General features: G+C 74.2%; 18 protein-coding genes and 1 pseudogene. 6 read left to right on the forward strand and 13 right to left on the reverse strand.

All coding sequences use genetic code 11. From position 1 onward, the window contains the following. The 9 genes and pseudogenes from ACIF6F_RS03360 to ACIF6F_RS03400 all read right to left on the reverse strand — a co-directional run. Positions 1 to 170 (reverse strand): annotated as a pseudogene (locus ACIF6F_RS03360) (sulfate adenylyltransferase small subunit); the annotation flags it as partial. A gap of 14 nt (positions 171 to 184) precedes the next feature. Next, positions 185 to 730, reverse strand: coding sequence for an adenylyl-sulfate kinase (gene cysC, locus ACIF6F_RS03365; protein WP_399942106.1), 546 nt, complete (start codon positions 728 to 730; stop codon positions 185 to 187). Positions 731 to 771: 41 nt separating this feature from the next. Continuing rightward, a complete protein-coding gene (locus ACIF6F_RS03370; RefSeq protein WP_399940586.1) occupies positions 772 to 1485 on the reverse strand; it encodes a phosphoadenylyl-sulfate reductase in 714 nt (237 codons plus the stop codon). Then, on the reverse strand, positions 1482 to 1661 hold the full coding sequence (locus tag ACIF6F_RS03375) for a hypothetical protein (protein WP_399940589.1): 180 nt from the start codon (positions 1659 to 1661) through the stop codon (positions 1482 to 1484). Before ACIF6F_RS03375 ends, ACIF6F_RS03370 begins: the two co-directional genes overlap by 4 nt. Next, entirely contained in the window at positions 1658 to 3355 is a 1698-nt protein-coding gene (locus tag ACIF6F_RS03380) for a nitrite/sulfite reductase (protein WP_399940591.1), read from the reverse strand. Before ACIF6F_RS03380 ends, ACIF6F_RS03375 begins: the two co-directional genes overlap by 4 nt. Positions 3356 to 3558: 203 nt before the next feature. Continuing rightward, complete coding sequence (locus tag ACIF6F_RS03385; protein ID WP_399942109.1) at positions 3559 to 3642, reverse strand: putative leader peptide; 84 nt, start codon at positions 3640 to 3642, stop codon at positions 3559 to 3561. A 501-nt stretch (positions 3643 to 4143) separates the two neighbouring features. Further along, positions 4144 to 4704, reverse strand: coding sequence for a GNAT family N-acetyltransferase (locus tag ACIF6F_RS03390; RefSeq protein ID WP_399940594.1), 561 nt, complete (start codon positions 4702 to 4704; stop codon positions 4144 to 4146). Positions 4705 to 4717: 13 nt separating this feature from the next. Beyond that, a complete protein-coding gene (locus ACIF6F_RS03395; RefSeq protein WP_399940597.1) occupies positions 4718 to 6010 on the reverse strand; it encodes a GAF domain-containing protein in 1293 nt (430 codons plus the stop codon). Between the two features lie 410 nt (positions 6011 to 6420). Then, entirely contained in the window at positions 6421 to 8064 is a 1644-nt protein-coding gene (locus tag ACIF6F_RS03400; RefSeq protein ID WP_399940599.1) for an acyl-CoA dehydrogenase family protein, read from the reverse strand. A gap of 17 nt (positions 8065 to 8081) precedes the next feature. Between ACIF6F_RS03400 and ACIF6F_RS03405 the strand changes: the two genes are divergently transcribed. Together ACIF6F_RS03405 and ACIF6F_RS03410 are read left to right on the forward strand one after the other, a co-directional pair. Beyond that, complete coding sequence (locus tag ACIF6F_RS03405) at positions 8082 to 9215, forward strand: YihY/virulence factor BrkB family protein (RefSeq protein WP_399940602.1); 1134 nt, start codon at positions 8082 to 8084, stop codon at positions 9213 to 9215. A 96-nt stretch (positions 9216 to 9311) separates the two neighbouring features. Continuing rightward, a complete protein-coding gene (locus ACIF6F_RS03410; protein WP_399940605.1) occupies positions 9312 to 10034 on the forward strand; it encodes a helix-turn-helix domain-containing protein in 723 nt (240 codons plus the stop codon). On the opposite strand, the gene ACIF6F_RS03415 is transcribed toward ACIF6F_RS03410, so the two are convergent. Then, positions 9977 to 10366, reverse strand: a complete 390-nt coding sequence (locus ACIF6F_RS03415) for a VOC family protein (protein ID WP_399940608.1) — start codon at positions 10364 to 10366, stop codon at positions 9977 to 9979. The genes ACIF6F_RS03410 and ACIF6F_RS03415 overlap by 58 nt on opposite strands. A 344-nt stretch (positions 10367 to 10710) precedes the next feature. Between ACIF6F_RS03415 and rsgA the strand changes: the two genes are divergently transcribed. Continuing rightward, complete coding sequence (gene rsgA, locus ACIF6F_RS03420; protein ID WP_399940611.1) at positions 10711 to 11880, forward strand: ribosome small subunit-dependent GTPase A; 1170 nt, start codon at positions 10711 to 10713, stop codon at positions 11878 to 11880. Between the two features lie 207 nt (positions 11881 to 12087). Here the strand turns inward: rsgA and ACIF6F_RS03425 are convergent, their stop codons facing one another. Next, a complete protein-coding gene (locus ACIF6F_RS03425) occupies positions 12088 to 12459 on the reverse strand; it encodes a PPOX class F420-dependent oxidoreductase (protein WP_399940614.1) in 372 nt (123 codons plus the stop codon). A 192-nt stretch (positions 12460 to 12651) separates the two neighbouring features. Here ACIF6F_RS03425 and ACIF6F_RS03430 point away from each other — a divergent pair, with 192 nt between their 5' ends. The 3 genes from ACIF6F_RS03430 (at position 12652) to ACIF6F_RS03440 (ending at position 15659) form a co-directional block, all read left to right on the forward strand. Then, positions 12652 to 13299: a hypothetical protein gene (locus ACIF6F_RS03430; RefSeq protein ID WP_399940616.1), complete on the forward strand. Its 648-nt coding sequence runs from the start codon at positions 12652 to 12654 to the stop codon at positions 13297 to 13299. A gap of 183 nt (positions 13300 to 13482) precedes the next feature. After that, on the forward strand, positions 13483 to 15054 hold the full coding sequence (locus ACIF6F_RS03435) for a serine/threonine-protein kinase (protein WP_399940619.1): 1572 nt from the start codon (positions 13483 to 13485) through the stop codon (positions 15052 to 15054). A 44-nt stretch (positions 15055 to 15098) separates the two neighbouring features. Beyond that, complete coding sequence (locus ACIF6F_RS03440; protein ID WP_399940622.1) at positions 15099 to 15659, forward strand: YciI family protein; 561 nt, start codon at positions 15099 to 15101, stop codon at positions 15657 to 15659. Between the two features lie 19 nt (positions 15660 to 15678). Here ACIF6F_RS03440 and ACIF6F_RS03445 read toward each other — a convergent pair whose 3' ends face one another. Together ACIF6F_RS03445 and ACIF6F_RS03450 are read right to left on the reverse strand one after the other, a co-directional pair. After that, on the reverse strand, positions 15679 to 16164 hold the full coding sequence (locus ACIF6F_RS03445) for a DUF456 domain-containing protein (protein WP_399940625.1): 486 nt from the start codon (positions 16162 to 16164) through the stop codon (positions 15679 to 15681). Positions 16165 to 16782: 618 nt separating this feature from the next. After that, positions 16783 to 17763 carry a helix-turn-helix domain-containing protein gene (locus ACIF6F_RS03450; protein WP_399940628.1) on the reverse strand — a complete coding sequence of 327 codons (981 nt, stop codon included), beginning with the start codon at positions 17761 to 17763 and terminating at the stop codon, positions 16783 to 16785. Positions 17764 to 17793 lie beyond the last annotated feature (30 nt).

Consider the following 17793-nt stretch of genomic DNA (forward strand, 5'->3'; position numbering starts at 1 on the left):
TTGAGCGCCAGGTGCAGCATGACGATGGAGTCCTTGCCGCCGGAGAACAGGATCACCGGCTTCTCGAACTCGCCCGCCACCTCGCGGAAGATGTGCACCGCCTCGGACTCGAGGGCGTCGAGGTGCGACAGGGCGTACGGCGCGTCGGCGTCGGCGGCCGGGTTGTGCAGGTGCGCGGCGGTGGTCACGCCAGTCCCCTCTCGTTGAGCAGCGCGAACAGCGACGCCGCGGACTCCTGGACGGTCTGGGTGTGCGACTCGATGCGCAGGTCCGGCGCGGCCGGAGCCTCGTACGGGTCGTCGACGCCGGTGAGACCGGAGATCTCGCCGGCCGCCTGCTTGGCGTACAGGCCCTTCACGTCGCGCTCGGAGCAGACCTCGACCGGGGTGGCCACGTGGACCTCCAGGTACGCGGTGCCGGCGTCGGCGTGCCGCTTGGCGACGGCCTCGCGGCTGTCCGCGTACGGGGCGATGACCGGGACGAGCGCCTTGACGCCGTTGCCGGCCAGCAGTTCGGCGACGAAGCCGATCCGCTGCACGTTGGTGTGGCGGTCCTCGCGGGTGAAGCCGAGGCCCGCCGAGAGGAACTCGCGGATCTCGTCGCCGTCCAGGACCTCCACGCGGTGGCCCTCGCCGCGCAGCCGCTCGGCCAGCGCGTACGCGATGGTGGTCTTGCCCGCGCTCGGCAGACCGGTCAGCCACACGGTGGCTCCCTGGCCGGTCACGCTCATCTGCTTCTCCGTAGCTTCCGTCACTTCGGTGCGTTCCGTCATCAGCCGTGCAGTCCGCACTCGGTCTTGGCCCGGCCCGCCCAGCGGCCGGCCCGCGCGTCCTCGCCGTCCGCCACGCGGCGGGTGCAGGGGGCGCAGCCCACCGAGGCGTAGCCGTCCATGAGGAGCGGGTTGGTCAGCACGCCGTGCTCGACGACGTACGCGTCCACGTCCTCCTGCGTCCACTTGGCGATCGGCGAGACCTTGACCTTGCGCCGCTTCTCGTCCCAGCCGACCACCGGGGTGTTCGCCCGGGTCGGGGACTCGTCGCGGCGCAGGCCGGTCGCCCACGCGTCGTAGCCGGTGAGGCCCTCTTCGAGGGGCTTGACCTTGCGCAGGGCGCAGCACAGGTCGGGGTCGCGGTCGTGCAGCTTCGGGCCGTACTCGGCGTCCTGCTCGGCGACCGTCTGGCGCGGGGTGAGGGTGATGACGTTGACGTCCATCACCGCGTCGACCGCGTCACGGGTGCCGATGGTCTCCTCGAAGTGGTAGCCGGTGTCGAGGAAGACCACGTCCACCCCCGGGAACGCACGCGAGGCCAGGTGCGCGACGACCGCGTCCTCCATCGAGGAGGTGACGCAGAAGCGCGGCCCGAAGGTCTCGGCGGCCCAGGCGAGGATCTCCAGCGGGGAGGCGTCCTCCAGGTCGCGGCCCGCCCGCTCGGCCAGCGCCCTGAGTTCCGCGGTCCTGAGATCCGTGTCTTGAGCGGTGGTCATATCCCGTCCCCTCCGTTGCCGTTCGACTGGAAGCCGCGGGCCAGCAGCCCGAGGTACTTCAGTTGGAAGGCGCGGTTGCAGGACCGGCATTCCCAGGCTCCGTGGCCCTGTTCGTTGGGGAACAGGTCCTCGTCGCCGCAGTACGGGCAGTAGAACGGTGCGGCGCGCTCGCTCACGACAGGCTCTTCTCGTCCGCGCGGGCGACCCAGGCGGCGAACCGCTCGCCGTCCTCGCGCTCCTCCTCGAAGCGGCGGACGACCCGCTCGACGTAGTCGGGCAGCTCGGCCGAGGTGACCTTCAGCCCGCGGACCTTGCGGCCGAAGCCGGCCTCCAGGCCCAGCGCGCCGCCCAGGTGCACCTGGAAGCCCTCGACCTGGTTGCCGTCGTCGTCCAGGACGAGCTGTCCCTTGAGACCGATGTCCGCAACCTGGATACGGGCGCAGGCGTTGGGGCAGCCGTTGATGTTGATCGTGATCGGCTGGTCGAACTCCGGCAGGCGGCGCTCCAGCTCCTCGATGAGGGTCTGGCCGCGGCCCTTGGTGTCGACGATCGCCAGCTTGCAGAACTCGATGCCGGTGCACGCCATGGTGCCGCGCCGGAACGGGGACGGCTTGACCCGCAGGTCCAGCGCCTCCAGGGCGGAGACCAGCGGCTCGACCTGGGCCTCCGCCACGTCGAGCACGATCATCTTCTGCTCGGCGGTGGTGCGCACCCGGCCGGAGCCGTGCCGCTCGGCGATGTCGGCGATCTTGGTGAGGGTGGCGCCGTCCACGCGGCCGACGCGGGGGGCGAAGCCGACGTAGAAGTTGCCGTCCTTCTGGCGGTGCACGCCGACGTGGTCGCGCCACTGCTGGACCGGCTGGTCCGGGGCGGGGCCGTCGGTGAGCTTGCGCTTCAGGTACTCGTCCTCCAGGACCTGGCGGAACTTCTCCGCGCCCCAGTCGGCGACCAGGAACTTCAGGCGGGCCCGGGTGCGCAGGCGGCGGTAGCCGTAGTCGCGGAAGATCGAGATGACGCCGGTGTAGACGTCCGGGACCTCGTCGAGGGAGACCCAGGTGCCGAGGCGGACGCCGAGCTTGGGGTTGGTGGACAGGCCGCCGCCCACCCAGACGTCGAAGCCGGGACCGTGCTCCGGGTGGTTCACGCCGACGAAGGCGATGTCGTTGATCTCGTGCGCCACGTCGAGCAGCGGCGAGCCGGAGACGGCGGACTTGAACTTCCGGGGCAGGTTGGAGAAGTCCTTGTTGCCCACGATGCGGCGGTAGATCTCGTCGATGGCGGGGGTGCCGTCGATGATCTCGTCCTCGGCGATGCCGGCGACCGGGGAGCCGAGGATGACGCGGGGGGTGTCACCGCAGGCCTCGGTGGTCGAGAGACCGACCGCCTCCAGGCGGTTCCAGATCTCCGGGACGTCCTCGATGCGGATCCAGTGGTACTGCACGTTCTGGCGGTCGGTGATGTCCGCGGTGCCGCGGGCGAACTCCTCGGAGATCTCGCCGATCACACGCAGCTGCTGCGTGGTGAGGCGGCCGCCGTCGATGCGGACGCGCAGCATGAAGAACTCGTCGTCCAGCTCCTCCGGCTCCAGGATCGCGGTCTTGCCGCCGTCGATCCCGGGCCTGCGCTGGGTGTAGAGGCCCCACCAGCGCATGCGTCCGCGCAGGTCGTTGGGGTCGATCGAGTCGAACCCCGCCTTGGAGTAGATCGTCTCAATGCGTGTCCGCACGTTGAGACCGTCGTCGTCCTTCTTGAACTGCTCGTTGCCGTTGAGGGGCGTGAAGTGGCCTACGGCCCACTGGCCTTCTCCGCGGTGGCGGCCGGTCTTGCGGCGCGCGACGGCGGCGGCGGGCTTTTCGGGGGTGGCGGCCATGGCGGTACGTCCTTCTGTGGCGGCTCAAGGCAAGGGGACAGGTGGCGGCGGAATGACCCCGTTACTGCGGTGACCCGGGACAAATGCTTCCGGGTGCGGCAAAACGGGCCCCGCTGCGGGTGTGCGGGGGCCTGTTCCGGCCTCAGGGGGATCGACGCGTCCGCGACGACGGGGACGGCGAAATTACGGCGTGGCTGGTTCCGTCAGCGCGCCGGACAGATGGCGCTGGACACGCGGCCGAGGTCGACGTGCCGCCGACTCACCAAGGCAATTCCAGCTCCAGTCATGGCGGAAGCCTGGCATGCGGCGCTTGGAGGAGTCCACTAGTGTCCGCGATTTGGACGCGTGGGTCTCGAAATGCGGGACGCTGTGGCTTGGGTCACGTGCCGGCACGCCTGGGGGAGACGGCCCCGGGGGGCCCGATCCGGCCGCCGTCCGTGCCGGGCGGCCCCGGAGGGGCGACTGCCGGGGGCCGTCGCGGGGCGGGCCGCCGAGCCGAGTGCAAGCGCCCGGAGTCCGCGGCGATGCGGGCCGCCGAGCAGGGGTCCCGCCGCCGCGAACGAACCGCCGGGCGGCATCACGCACCGGGCGCCAGGGCCTCCGCCCCGGCGCCCGTCCGGGGCGGGGGAGGGTGGTGACGGCCGGCGGCCCCGGAGGGGCGATCGCGGGGTCCGACGCGGTGCGCGCCGCCGGGCGGCGGGCGTGCCGCCGGGGTTCGTCGCCGTCCGGCCGCCGGGTAGGGGCGGGCCCGCGCCTACCCGGCGGCCCGGAAGAACCGCCGGACGGCACTACGCGCCGGGCCAGGGCCCGGGCGTCGGGCCCTCCGCCTTCTCCTCGGTCTCGGTCCGGAAGAGCCGGAAGCCCCGCCGCAGGTAGTTGTCCATCGCCGTCGGCCCGTCCTGGCTGCACGTGTGCACCCAGACCCGCCGGGTCGGCTCGCGGTCCGGCCAGCGCTCCGCCAGGTCCCAGGCGCGGGCGGTGCCGACGGTCAGCAGGTGTCCGCCGATGCGGCGGCCCCGGAAGGCCGGCAGCAGGCCGAAGTACATGATCTCCACCACACCGTCCGGCTGCGGGTCCAGCTCGATGTACCCCGCCGGGGTCCCGCGGTCGTACGCCACCCACGTCTCCACGCCGGGCCGCTCCAGGACCTTCACCCACTCCTCGTAGGTGAGTGAGAGCCGGTCCGTCCAGTGGATGTCCTGGCCGACCGAGGCGTACAGGAAGCGGCTGAACTCGGGCGAGGGGACCTCGGCCCGCTCGACGCGGATCTCGTCGCCGGGCACGACCGCGGGCCGCAGGTCGTCCGGCGAGGTCTGCTCCAGCGACCAGGTGGTGAGAGTGATGCTCATGCCTGCCAGGGAATCACGGGTGCCCCTCGCGCCCCAAGCGGGTCCTGATCACAGCGGGCGCGGTCGAGTGCGGCAGCAGGTCGGAGGGGTCCTCCGGCATGACGACCTCGACGCCCACCGACTCCTGGAACCGGTAGGGCCGGTGCGCCAGCACCCCGGCCAGGTGCCTCCTGACCCGGGACATCTCGGCCCGCACGGTCACCGTGCGCGACGCGTCCCCGAAGATCTCCTCCGCCAGCTCTGCCGCCGTCCGACCCCGCGGGTCCGCGGCGAGCAGGAACAGCAGCTCCGCGTGGCGCGGGCTCAGCTCCAGCGTCCACTCCCCGGCGCTGCCGCCCACCGTCGCCGACCAGCGCCGCGGCCGGCTCAGGTCCAGCACCACGCGGGAGACCTCCCCGCCGGTACGGGCCTCCTCCACCCGTATCAGCCAGCCCCCCGGCAGCGGCTCCACCGCGCAGTCGCCCAGCGCCGGCAGCCAGACCCGCCCCGGCCCGAAGGACTTCGGCAGCGGCACCCGCCCCGGCGGCGCCATCCCGGTCACCGCCGCCGTCCAGCCCTGCCCGTCCACCGCCAGGGCCCGCCCCGGCAGCCGCGCCAGCAGCGGGGCGGCCACCGCCCGCAGCCCCTCCAGGGACCGCAGGTGCCGCAGCCGCAGCTCGCTCTCCGCCAGCCGGGCCACCGAGGACACCCAGGCCAGCGTCGCCGGGTGCATGGTCGCGAGCGGACCGCTCACGTCGATCACGCCCAGCAGCGAGCCGTCCCGCGGGTCGTGGACCGGCGCCCCGGCGCAGGTCCAGTCGTGGTGGCTGCTGACGAAGTGCTCGGCCGAGAAGACCTGCACCGGCCGCCGGGCCACCAGCGCGGTCCCCACGCCGTTCGTCCCGACCACGCCCTCGTCCCAGTCCGCGCCCACCTCGAAGCCGAGCCGGTCCGCCTTCCGCAGGATCGAGGCGTGCCCCTCCCGCCACAGCAGCCGCCCCTCGGCGTCGGCGACCACCATGATGTGCAGCGCCTCGTCGAGCGTGGGCAGCAGCCCCTCCCGCAGCACCGGCAGCAGCTGCCGCAGCGGCGACAGCTGCCGCCGCTCCTCCGTCTCGGCCACCGACAGCATCCGGGAGCGGGCGTCCCGGTCGGGGTGCACGCCGCCCGCCATCATCCGGCGCCAGGACTCGGCGATCTCGGGACGCGGCGCGGCCGGCGGTCTCCTGCCGGCCAGGGCGGCCGCCCGTACGCCCTTGAGCAGGCGCGCGGCCTGCCCCGCGTCCATGGCCGACAGGCGGGCCAAGTCGACAGCGGTGTTGGTCACCGGATCCTCCCCGTACTGAACCGGACGTGCCCCGGAACCGGACCGGTCACCCCGGGAGCGCTCCTCCCCGGGACCCCTCGCGGACGGTTCCGCACCAAAGCGTTGCAACGGTATGCAACTCTCGCCAAGTCCCGGTCGGCCGACCGAAACTAACCGCGACGCCGCTCGGCGGCGTCGCAGCTCCTCCTCGGGGCGAACGTGGCGGGGGTGGTGCCGAGTCGGCGCGGTGCCACCCCGGTCCGCAGCCGTACGGGCCGCCGCCACCCTCTCTCCGCCGCCCGGCGGACACCCCTCTCCCGGCCACGCGCCCGCGGCTCCGGCCCCACGGGTCGGGTACGTGCCGTCACTCCGGCCGGCCCCCCACGTTCAGGTACCTGCCATCACTCCGGCCCCAGGTCAGGTACGTGCCGTCACTCCGGCCCGGCCGCCACCCGCGCCCGCTCCACCAGCGCGCCCAGGTCCAGCGTGGGCGGCAGCGTGCCGAAGCTCGACCCCCAGTCCCCGCCCAGCCGCGAGGCGCAGAACACGTCCGCCACCTCCGGCGGGGCGAACCGCACCAGCAGCGACCCCTGCAGCACCAGCGCCATCCGCTCCACCAGCCGCCGCGCCCGCGCCTCGATGCCCTCCAGGTCGGCCAGCTCCGTCAGCATCCCCTTGACCGCCGCGTCCAGCCGGTGGTCCGCGCCCCGCGCCAGCCCCACCTCCCGCAGGAAGGCGTTCAGCGCCATCGGCTCCCGCTGCAACGCCCGCAGCACGTCCAGCGCCTGGACGTTGCCCGCGCCCTCCCAGATCGAGTTCAGCGGCGACTCCCGCAGCAGCCGCGGCAGCCCCGACTCCTCCACGTACCCGTTGCCGCCCAGGCACTCCAGCGCCTCCGCCACCACCGGCGTGCACCGCTTCGTCACCCAGAACTTGGCCACCGGCACCGCGAGCCGCAGGAACGCCCGCTCCGCCTCCGTGTCCGCGTCGTACGCCGCGGCCAGCCGCAGCGCCAGAGTCAGCGCCGCCTCCGACTCCACCGCCAGGTCCGCCAGCACGTTCCGCATCAGCGGCTTGTCGATCAGCTTCCCGCCGAACGCGCTCCGGTACGCCGTGTGGTGCACGGCCTGCGTGAGCGCCTGCCGCATCACCGCCGCCGCGCCCGTCACGCAGTCCAGCCGCGTCGCCGCGACCATCCCGATGATGGTCCGCACCCCCCGGCCCTCCTCGCCCACCCGGCGCGCCCACGTCCCGTCGAACTCCACTTCGGCCGAGGCGTTGGACCGGTTGCCCAGCTTCTCCTTGAGCCGCTGGATCGCGAAGGCGTTCCGCGTCCCGTCCGGCAGCACCCGCGGCACCAGGAAGCAGCTCAGCCCCTCCGGAGCCTGCGCCAGCACCAGGAACCCGTCGCTCATCGGCGCGGAGCAGAACCACTTGTGACCGGTCAGCAGGTACTCGCCCGCCGCGTCCAGCGGCCGCGCCTCCGTCGTGTTGGCCCGTACGTCGCTGCCGCCCTGCTTCTCCGTCATCCCCATGCCGAACAGCACCCCGGCCTTCAGGGCCGCCGGCCGCAGCTCGCGCTCGTACAGGTGCGAGGTCAGCAGCGGCTCCCACGCGGCCGCCAGTTCCGGGTCGGTGCGCAGCGCCGGCACCGCCGCGTGGGTCATGGACACCGGGCAGCCGTGCCCCGCCTCGGCCTGCGACCACACGTAGAAGCCGGCCGTCCGCCGCACGTGCCCGCCCGGCCGGCCCCAGGCGTCCGTCAGCCCCGCCGCCACGGCCTTGCCCAGCAGCCGGTGCCAGGCCGGGTGGAACTCCACCTCGTCGATCCGGTGCCCGTACCGGTCGTGGCTGCGCAGCCGCGGCGGGTTCTCGTTGGCCTGCGCCGCCCACTCCTGCACCTGGGACGAGCCCGCGGCGCGCCCCAGCGCGCGCAGCTCCCCCTCCGCCTCGGCGAGCGGTTCCGGCCCCAGGTGCCGGGCCACCCCCTCCACGAGGGCCGGGTCCGTGGCGTAGACGTCGTACCCGGCCAGCGGCGGGGCCTGATTGGTGACGGTGTGGGTGGTGGCTGCCATGCCGATACGGTAAGGACGTGCAGCCAGCAAATGAAACACCCGAGCCCCCTCCGGGGCGGCTCCACAGGGCCCGGGTCCTGTACCGCAACGTCTCCAAGCGCAAGATGGCCTGGCTGCTCCTGAAGGACACCGTCAACTCGTGCATCGAGTACCGGATCCTGGGCCTGGCCGCCGAGGCGGCCTTCTTCACCCTGCTCTCCCTGCCGCCGCTCTTCCTCGGCCTGCTCGGCCTGCTCGGCTACGTCGACGGCTGGACCAACACCCACACCGTCGCCAGCATCGAGGAGAACCTCCTGGGGGCCGTCGGCACGGTCCTGTCCGACCGGGGCGTCAACGACGTGGCCAAGCCGCTGCTGGACGACGTCACCAGCCGCGGCCGGCCCGACATCATCTCCCTCGGCTTCGCCTTCGCCCTGTGGTCCGGCTCCCGCGCGGTGAACGTCTTCATCGACACGATCACCGTCATGTACGGCCTCGACGGCCGCCGGGGCATTGTCAAGACCCGCCTGCTGGCCTTCCTGCTGTACGTGATCGCCCTGCTCATCGGCGCGGTGGTGCTGCCGCTGATGGTCGTGGGTCCCGACGCGGTGGTCGCGGTCTTCCCGTGGGGCACGGAGCTGATCAGCATCCTGTACTGGCCCACGGTCACGCTGCTGTCCATCGCCTTCCTGACCACGCTGTACCACGTGTCCGTGCCGGTCCGCTCGCCCTGGATCGAGGACGTGCCGGGGGCCCTGGTGGCGCTGGCGATGTGGGTGCTGGGCAGCTTCCTGTTGCGGATCTACCTGACCAGCACCGTCGAGGGCCCCACCATCTACGGCTCCCTCGCGGCCCCGGTGGCGGTGCTGCTGTGGATCGGCATCTCGGCCTTCGCCGTGCTCGTGGGCGCGGCCGTGAACGCCGCCATCGACCGCGTCTGGCCCTCCGTCGCCACCGCCGCCGCCCGGGAGGCCAACGAGCGGGCCAAGGAGGCGGAGGCCCACCAGCTGGTCGCCCGCGCCGCGGCCTGGCGGGCGCTGGCCGAGGGGGAGTCCGAGGACGACGAGGACGGCGGCGACATGCCCTCCGAGTTCCCGGAGCGCTGGTCGAAGTTCCTGCCGCCGGACGACGTCCAGGCCCGCCTGCGCAAGGAGGGCCACCGGCACCCCTAGGGCCTTCCGGCTGATCATGGCTGGGGCTGGGGCTGGGGCTGGGGCTGGGGCTGGGGCATGGGCCGGGGGCCGGGGGCGCCGCGTTAGCGTGGGGGTGTGTACCAGGAACGCGCCTCCCGCGTGCTGCCGGGCGCCGTCGTGTGGCGGGCCGAGCCGGGGGACGGGCCCGCCGCGCCCGTACTGCCGGACGGCTGCATGGACCTGCTGTGGGCCGACGGGCGCCTCTGGGTCGCGGGTACGGACACCCGCCCCCACAGCACCGGGGATGTGACCGCCGCCCGCTTCGCCGGTCTGCGGCTGCCGCCCGGCACCGCCCCGGCCCTGCTCGGCGTACCGGCCCACGCCCTGGTCGACCTGCGCGTACCGCTCGCCGAGCTGCTGCCCGGCATCCGGCTGCCGGACGGGGAGCGCACCGGGCCGGGTGCCGCCCGCGCCCTGGAGGACCTCGCCGCCCGGCTGGCCGCGGCTGCACCGCCGCCCGACCCCCTGGCCGCCGGGATCGTGGCGCACCTGCGCGCCGGGCACTCGGTGGCCCGTACGGCCGAGGCGGTCGGCCTGGGCGCCCGGCAGCTGCACCGCCGCTCCCGCGAGGCCTTCGGCTACGGGCCCAAGACGCTGGCCCGGGTGCTCCGGCTGCGCCGCGCGCTGGCCCTGGCCCGCGCGGGCATGCCGGCCGCGGAGATCGCGTACGCCGTCGGCTGCGCGGACCAGGCGCACCTGGCCAGGGAGGTCAGGGAGCTGGCCGGGACCACCCTCGGCGCCTACAGCGCCGCGAACAGGGAGACCCCGCAGCCGTCCGGGTCCAGCACCACCGCGTAGCGCTGCCCCCAGAACGCGTCCCAGGGCTTGAGGTGCCCCGGGTGGCCCGCGCCCGTCAGCTCCGCGTACAGCGCGTCGACCTCGGCGGGGGAGTCGCAGCGAAAGGCCAGCTCGCGCCGGTCGCCGCCGGTGGGCCGGGTCCAGGAGGGGTCGAAGGAACGGACCGTGTCCTCCGTGTCCCAGGCGATCCGCAGCCCGCCCGGCAGTTCCGCCTCGACGTGCGGCTGCGCGTCGGCGTCCGCGGGCAGCGCGAAGCCGAGCCGCCGGTAGAAGGCGAGGGAGGCGGCCATGTCGGAGACGACCAGGCCGATCATGTCGAGTCGTGGGGTCATGGGCCCATGCTGACCCCGCCGGGCGGCCGGGTCTTGAAGGAATCGGACGCACGGCGCGGCGCCCGGCCGGGGCCGGCGGAAAAAGAATTGACGGGCGTGCACGGGGGAGGGTTATGGTTCCGGAGTACCTGAGGGGCGGGACGCCGCTCGGGTGCCGACAGGACGTACCGACACGTGGATCCGACCAGGAGGTGGACTTTCGATGACTGCCGTCGCGCTGGGCGCTGCCCGCATCCCGAAGCTCGTCGTTCCCACTTCCGTGGTCTCCGGCTGACCTCTTCTTCCTCTGCGCCGCGCCGTCGAGCGCGTGTGCCGCCGGGACCGCCCACCGTGAAGGGTCCCCCTTGTCTCTCTCCGCCTCTCAGGCATCTTTCGCTTCTTCTTCTTCCTCTTCTGCCGCTGCGTCCTCCTCCTCTTCCGCTGCTTCGGCATCCGACGCCTGCGCCGCCCTCGCCCCCTACGGCTGGGACGCGGCCTGGGAGTCCGAGTTCGCGCCGTACGCCGCCGAGGGCCTGCTCGCCGGCCGGGTGGTACGGGTCGACCGCGGCCAGTGCGACCTCGTCACCGCCGGGGGCCCGGTCCGCGCGGACACCGCCTTCGTCACCCCGCACGACCCGCTCCGGGTCATCTGCACCGGCGACTGGGCGGCCGTCGAACCCGGCGGCAACCCGCGGTACGTCAAGGCGTACCTGCCGCGCCGCACCGCGTTCGTACGCTCCACCTCCTCCCAGCGCTCCGAGGGGCAGATCCTCGCCGCAAACGTCGACCACGCGGTCATCGCGGTCTCGCTCGCCGCGGAGCTGGACCTCGGCCGCATCGAGCGCTTCCTCGCCCTGGCCTGGGAGTCCGGCGCGCAGCCGCTCGTCGTGCTGACCAAGGCGGACCTCGTACCGGACCCGGCCGCCCTCTCGTACCTGGTCCAGGACGTGGAGACGGCCGCCCCCGGCGTCCAGGTGCTCACGGTCAGCTCCCTGACCGGCGAGGGCATGGACGTGCTCGGCGCGGTCCTCGGCTCCGGCACCAGCGTGCTGCTGGGCATCTCCGGCGCCGGCAAGTCGACCCTGGCCAACGCCCTGCTGGGCGAGCAGGTCATGGACGTCCAGGCCACCCGCGAGGTGGACGGCAAGGGCCGGCACACCACCACGACCCGCAACCTCCTGCTGATGCCGGGCGGGGGCGTCCTCATCGACACCCCCGGGCTGCGCGGGGTGGGCCTGTGGGACGCGGAAACCGGTGTCGGCCAGGTCTTCGCCGAGATCGAGGAGCTGGCCCAGGACTGCCGGTTCCACGACTGCGCCCACGAGAGCGAGCCCGGCTGTGCCGTGCGGGAGGCGCTGGAGTCCGGCGCGTTGCCCGAGCGGCGGCTGGACAGCTACCGCAAGCTGCTCCGCGAGAACCAGCGGATCGTGGCCAAGACCGACGCCCGCCTCCGGGCGGAGATCCGCCGTGACTGGCGGCTGAAGTCGGCCGAGGGCCGGGCCAATTACGCAGCGAAGCGCGGCGGCCGCGGCTGACGGAGGGGCCGCAGGCCCCATCGGTGCAGGTGCAGGTGCAGGTGCAGGTGATCGGTGCCGGTGATCGCTGGCCGGTGGCCGGTGGCCGGTGGCCGGTGGCCGGTGACTCGTGATCGGTGATTGGCTGCCGGTGACCGCGCGGCCCTCCGCCGTGCGGCGCCGCTCGTGCCGGCCGGCCCCTCTTTGGGGGCCGGCACGGCACGGCCGTCACAGGCCCCAGGAGTGCACCCGTGCCGGGTGGATGCGGATGACCTCCTGGCTGAAGTGGGGTCCCAGCTCGTGCGGCCCGGTCAGCAGTTCCGCCTCGCCCCGGATCTCGATCCCGCGCACCCGCCAGGGGCGGGTGCTGACCAGGTCGTCGACGACCAGCGCGAGCCACGGGTTCGCCGTCAGGTTGCGCCACTTCCTGGTGGTGCCCATCGCCATGCCGCCGACCAGGACCGTGCCGTCGTCCTGGAGGAAGAACCCGACCGGGTTCGCCTGCGGCCGCCCCTTCGGGTCGACGGTCGCCAGGCGGCCCAGGGGCTGGCTGCCGAGGTAGGCCACCTCGGCCTCGGTGAATCCGGTGAAGTCCCTCATACCGACCAGCATCCGCGCCGTACCGCGCCCGCGCATCGGTCCCAGGTCCCCCCGGTCCCGGTTCCCCGGACGTAGGCCCGCCGGGCGGATGTACGGGCGTACGGGCGTATTCCGGCCCCGCGCAAGGGCGTTCGTCCGGGCGGGGGAGGATGGGGCGGTCCCCGCCGACCGGAACACCCCAGGAGGAACACCGTGGGCAACGCCCTGATCGCGCTGGCCGCCGCGACCGTCGGCGTGATCGGCACGCTCCTCGCGCCCGTGCTGTCCCAGCGGCTGCTGGCCCGCGCCCAGGCGGACCAGTTCGACCGGCAGCAGCGGACCGCCGAGGACCAGTGGATCCGCGAGCGCCGGGTGGCCGAGCACGACCGGCGGCGCGACAGCTACGTGGCGGCCAACGCGGCGTACCGGCGCTTCCGGATCCAGCTGATGAACCACCTGTGGCTGGTGCACCAGGGCGAGGCCGGGCCGGAGGACCGCCAGGAGCTGGAGGCGGCCCGGCAGGGCCACCACGCCGCGTTCTCCGAGGCCCAGATGACCGCCTCCGACGCGGTGGTAGCGGAGCTGGACTCCTTGACCTCGGCGATGGCGGAGCTGTACGCGCGGACGATGCGGCTGGCGGAGGGCAACCCGGTGCCGGGCGGGTCCTTCCAGGAGATCCACGACGCGCTCCAGGACCTCTGGGAACGCGGGCTGGCCCTGCGCGGCACGATGCGGGCCGATCTGGGCGTGGGCGCCGGGGCGGACCTGGGTGCCGCGGGCGTGACGGCCCCGGCCCCGCCGCCGGGTGAAGCGGCGGGGGCGGAGGCCGGGAGCGGTGGGCGGGCGCGGGGGTGTCCGTAGCGGCTGCCGGTGTCGGTCCTCTCGGGCGTGGACCGCCGGGAGGGTGGCGCGCTTCGGCCACCCCGGGCCCGGGCCCGGGCCTGCTGCCACGACGCGTCAAGCCCTTCCCCGCACACCACACCAGGCCGCGGAAGCGGCCAACGGGCCCGTGTTCGCGGTCCTATACTCCCCACCTGCGCGGCGATGGGAGACACAGTGGCGGAGTACCTCGACCTTTCGCTGAGCGCGGGGGTCCTGGCCGTGGCCGGACCCGCGCTGGCGGTGCGGCTGGCGTCACTGCCGCTGCTGACGCGGGCCCAGGCGGCGGTACGTCGACGGGCGTCGGCCGACGGGCCGTCCCCGGGCCTCCTCCCGGCACCCGTCGCCGGCGAACTGGCCCTGGGAGCGGCCGCCGGGGCGGGCCTCTGGATGTTCCTGGACTCCCACTGGCTCACCGCCTTCGCCCTGTTGTCGGAACCCATTGCTCTGGGGCAGGCATGGGCCCTGGCCCTGGCCTACGGGCTGTCCCTCACGAACGCGCGGATCTCCTTCGTCGCCGCCGGCGTGCCGGTCCTGCTGCTCTGGCTGTTCCTCTGGCACCGCACCCAGCGCAACCTGCTGGCCGTCCCCGGGTCGCCCCCGGCCCGGACCGTGCCGGCCGCGCAGCTCGCCGTACGACTGGTGGCGGGACTGTTCCTGCCGGCCGGCCTGGTGCTGGCGGCCCTGGTCTGCCAGACGGTCGCCCTGGCGATGAGCCGACGCGCGGCCTCGGTCAGGGCCGCCGCGCCCGTCCCGTACGCGGAGACGCAGGCGGCGCCGCCGCGGGCGGAACCGGCACCGGTCCCGCAACCGCACGTCCCCGCCGCGGCCCCTCCCGCCACCGCTCCGGCCGGGTACCGGGAACTGCGCCCGCACGAGCCGCAGTCCATCGGCGGCTACCGCCTGCTCGGCCGGATCGGGGCCGGCGGCATGGGCACGGTCTACCTCGCCCGGCGCGAAGGGGCGGCGACCCAGGTGGCGCTGAAGACGCTGAACCCCGAACTCCTGGACCAGGAAGACCTGTTGCGCCGCTTCGAGCGGGAGGCGGAAGTCCTGGCCATGGTTCCGGGCGCGTACACGGCCCGGGTGCTGGACTCCGGGGTGGACGCCGGACGGCCTTACCTGGTCATGGAGTTGCTGGACGGCCGGCCCCTCGACGCGCACCTGGCCCAGCAGGGCCCGGTCCGGGCCCCCGAAGCGCTCCGCGCGCTCGCGCTGGCGCTGGCCGTGGCGCTGTCGGGCGTGCACCGCCTGGGCCTGGTCCACCGGGACCTCAAGCCGGCCAACATCATGCTGACCAGCGCCGGGCCCCGGCTGCTGGACTTCGGCATCGCGGCGATCGTGGACGGGACGCGGCTGACCCGTACCGGCGGCGGGCCGGGCACGCTGACGTACATGGCGCCCGAGCAGTTCGGCGAGGCCCAGGCGGGTCCGGCCGCGGACGTGTGGGCCTGGGCCTGCTGCGTGGTGTGCGCGGCGCACGGTACGAGTCCCTTCGCGGCGACGAGTACGGGCGCGGTGATCCGGCGCATCGTGGAGACCGGCCCCGAGCCGGCAGCCCTGGCGGCGGTCCGGTCCCTGGACCCGGCGCTGGCGGCCACCGTGGCCCGCGCCCTGACCCGCGACCCGGCCTCCCGCCCGGCCGACGGTGCGGCCCTGGTCGCCCTCCTGACCCCCGACCACCCCCTGACGCTCCCCGCCCAGATCACCCGGGGCTGGCGCACGCTGCCGCTGTGAGGGCCCCTCCCGAAGGAGGGGCGGGGCCCGCGAGAATGATCGGCATGGAGTTCTTCTGCTACCACCGCGACCGGGCCGGGTCGGCGGCGCTCCGGATGGAGCTGCTGGAGCGGCACTGGTCGTACATGGACGGGTTCCCCGAGATGATCGCCCGGGGCCCGACCTTCGCGCCCGACGGCGACGTGCCCAGCGGCAGCGTGCACATCGTCGACCTGCCCGGGCCCGCCGCCGCCCGGGCGTTCGCGTTCGACGAGCCCGGCTACCAGGCCGGCGTGTACCGCGACGTCCTGCTGCTCAGGTGGCGCAACGTCCTCGGGCGCACCATGTGGGAGTTCCCCGGTGGCCGGGAGGGCGGTGACCGCTTCCTCGTCCTCGGCCTCGCCGCCGCTCCGGCGGAGGCCGCCGAGGCCGATCTGCCGCCCGAGGAGTGGCACCCCGACGACCTCGTCGCGTACGGCCCGCTGCTCTCCGACGACGGCACCACCTGGCTCGGCACGGCGGCCCTGGTCCGCGCACCGGACGCGGCCACCGCCCGCCGCCTCCTGCCCACCGACCGCTACGCGGACGTGGAAGTCCACGAGTGGGAATTCGGCGGCCGCCGCTGACCGCGGCACCCACCCCCCCCTACACGCCTGCCAGCACCGCACCCAGCCAGGCACCCGCGATCAGAAGGCAGGCGAAGAGATCCACCAGCACGCTCGTGCCCACCGACCGCATCACCACCCGGGTCGAGGCGGCGGCCTCGCCGTGGCTGCCCAGCCGGAGGCGCTCGCACAGGTAGATCCCGCCGATGAACCCCGGGATCGCTCCGACCACCGGGACGAGGACGAACCCGACGAGCGCCCCGGCGCCCGCGAACACCGCCATCCGGCGGGACGCCCCCGTGCCCCGCAGCCGGCGCGGGGGCAGCTGCCACTTGACCACCTGGATGAACAGCAGCAGTGCCGTCGCCCCCACCAGCAGCACCCAGGCCACACCGGTCTGCTCGTGCAGGGACCACCACAGCAGGCCGGCCCAGACCAGCCACGTGCCCGGTACGCCGGGCACGAGCACCCCGAACAGGCCGAGCAGCAGCACCAGGCCCACCAGAACCTGCTGCGGCCCGTCCATTTCCCCAGCCTGCCGGACGTCCCGCCCCCCGGCCAGCTGACCGTCCGCCGCGGTCCGGCCCGCCTCCGGTGCAAGTGCGTGCGTGGCGGCTCATGTCCGGCCCCGGCCGGCCTGTCGGCCGCCGAGACGGCCGAAGCGCGTAGCGATCTGCGGCGGCTTATGAAGGGGCACAGCCGCCCCGGAGGCCGCCGAGACGGCCGGCGGACCTACGGACGCTGACGCGTCCGCCCGTGGGGCGGAGGCTCACCTCGGTGCGGCGAACCGCACCGGCACCGCCGGGCCCCAGGCATCCCTCCTGGGCGTCTTTCCTGGGGGTGTCCGCCGAGGGCTTTTGCTTCCGGGCCGGGGTGGCCTGTCAAGGGTGACCCGAAGGGTCATCGCGCAGCGACGCGACGAAGGAGCGCCCTTGACAGGCCACCCCGGCCCGGAAACCCTCGGTCGGCGGACGCCCACAGACCCGGCCAGCACCCAAAGCCCCCGGCCCCGGAGGCACCGCTTCGAAAGCCGAGCCGGATCCCGCTCCCGTGCCCGACGTCCCCTCCCGTGCCCGACGTCCCCTCCCGTGCCCGACGCCCCTACCGCGCCATCCACCCCCACCCCCACCCCCACCCCCGCCCCCTACCGCGCCACCCACCCCCGCTCGTACGCGTGCCACCCCAACTGCAGCCGCGTCGTCACCCCCGTGATCTCCATCAGCCCCTTCACCCGCCGCTGCACCGTCCGCAGCCCCAGCTCCAGGTGCTTGGCCACGCTCGCATCCGTCATCCCCGACAGCAGCAGTGACAGGATCTGCAGGTCCGTCGTGTCCGGCACCGTCTCGCCCTCCGCCACCGTGCCGGCCGTACCCAGCCGCAGCGGCAGCGCCTCCCGCCAGACCGCCTCGAAGAGGCCCATGAGGGACTCCAGCAGCCCGCTCGCGTGCACCACCAGTGCCGCCGGTTCCGTCGAGCCGCGCCCCGTCAGCGGCACCATCGCCAGGTTCCGGTCCGCGACGACCAGCTTCGTCGGCACCCGCCCCGTCACCCGGATCTGCTCACCGCGCTCCAGCGCCGAGGTCGCCTCCGCCAGCCCGGCCGGCAGGGCGAGGACGTCCCGCTCCAGCACCACCCGGTACTCGACACCGCGTACGGCGGCCTGCTCCTCGGCCTCGTTGTCCGCCCCGCTGACCACCTGCGGCTGCCCGGTGACCAGTGCGCAGACCTCCTCCACCGCCCCCAGCTGGAGCTGGACGAAGCGGTGCGCCACCGCGCTCGCTCCGGTGACGACCTCCACCAGGTCGTGCACCGCGGGCTCCGTCGCCTCCGCCCGGTACTCCTCCGCCAGCAGCGCCGCCGCCAGTTCGGCCTGCTCCAGCTCGTGGCGCTGCTGCGTCAGCAGCGCCCCCAGCGCCACCCCCGGCGGCGCCGCCACCCAGCGGCCCGGCCGCGCCGACGACTGGGCCGCCAGCCCGTGCCGCTCCAGATGGCGCAGCGCCCGCTCCGTCTGCGGCACGCCCAGCGTCAGCCGGTGTGCCAGATCGGGTATCTCCGCCGCCCCCAGCGCGACCAGCGCGCGATAAGCGGACTCCTGGGCCTCGTCGAGCCCTATCGCACCCAACACGCGAAACCACCCCTCCTCCGACCGGTTTCC

It is taken from the genome of Streptomyces sp. NPDC086023, assembly GCF_044540325.1.
In the GTDB taxonomy this organism is placed as follows: domain Bacteria; phylum Actinomycetota; class Actinomycetes; order Streptomycetales; family Streptomycetaceae; genus Streptomyces.

What these genes read in the sequence shown, in the direction of transcription:
- cysC (WP_399942106.1), bottom strand. Translation starts at nt 730, where the DNA reads ATGAGCGTGACCGGCCAGGGAGCCACCGTGTGGCTGACCGGTCTGCCG.
- ACIF6F_RS03370 (WP_399940586.1), bottom strand. Translation starts at nt 1,485, where the DNA reads ATGACCACCGCTCAAGACACGGATCTCAGGACCGCGGAACTCAGGGCG.
- ACIF6F_RS03380 (WP_399940591.1), bottom strand. Translation starts at nt 3,355, where the DNA reads ATGGCCGCCACCCCCGAAAAGCCCGCCGCCGCCGTCGCGCGCCGCAAG.
- ACIF6F_RS03385 (WP_399942109.1), bottom strand. Translation starts at nt 3,642, where the DNA reads ATGACTGGAGCTGGAATTGCCTTGGTGAGTCGGCGGCACGTCGACCTC.
- ACIF6F_RS03390 (WP_399940594.1), bottom strand. Translation starts at nt 4,704, where the DNA reads ATGAGCATCACTCTCACCACCTGGTCGCTGGAGCAGACCTCGCCGGAC.
- ACIF6F_RS03400 (WP_399940599.1), bottom strand. Translation starts at nt 8,064, where the DNA reads ATGGCAGCCACCACCCACACCGTCACCAATCAGGCCCCGCCGCTGGCC.
- ACIF6F_RS03415 (WP_399940608.1), bottom strand. Translation starts at nt 10,366, where the DNA reads ATGACCCCACGACTCGACATGATCGGCCTGGTCGTCTCCGACATGGCC.
- ACIF6F_RS03425 (WP_399940614.1), bottom strand. Translation starts at nt 12,459, where the DNA reads ATGAGGGACTTCACCGGATTCACCGAGGCCGAGGTGGCCTACCTCGGC.
- ACIF6F_RS03435 (WP_399940619.1), top strand. Translation starts at nt 13,483, where the DNA reads ATGGGAGACACAGTGGCGGAGTACCTCGACCTTTCGCTGAGCGCGGGG.
- ACIF6F_RS03440 (WP_399940622.1), top strand. Translation starts at nt 15,099, where the DNA reads ATGGAGTTCTTCTGCTACCACCGCGACCGGGCCGGGTCGGCGGCGCTC.
- ACIF6F_RS03445 (WP_399940625.1), bottom strand. Translation starts at nt 16,164, where the DNA reads ATGGACGGGCCGCAGCAGGTTCTGGTGGGCCTGGTGCTGCTGCTCGGC.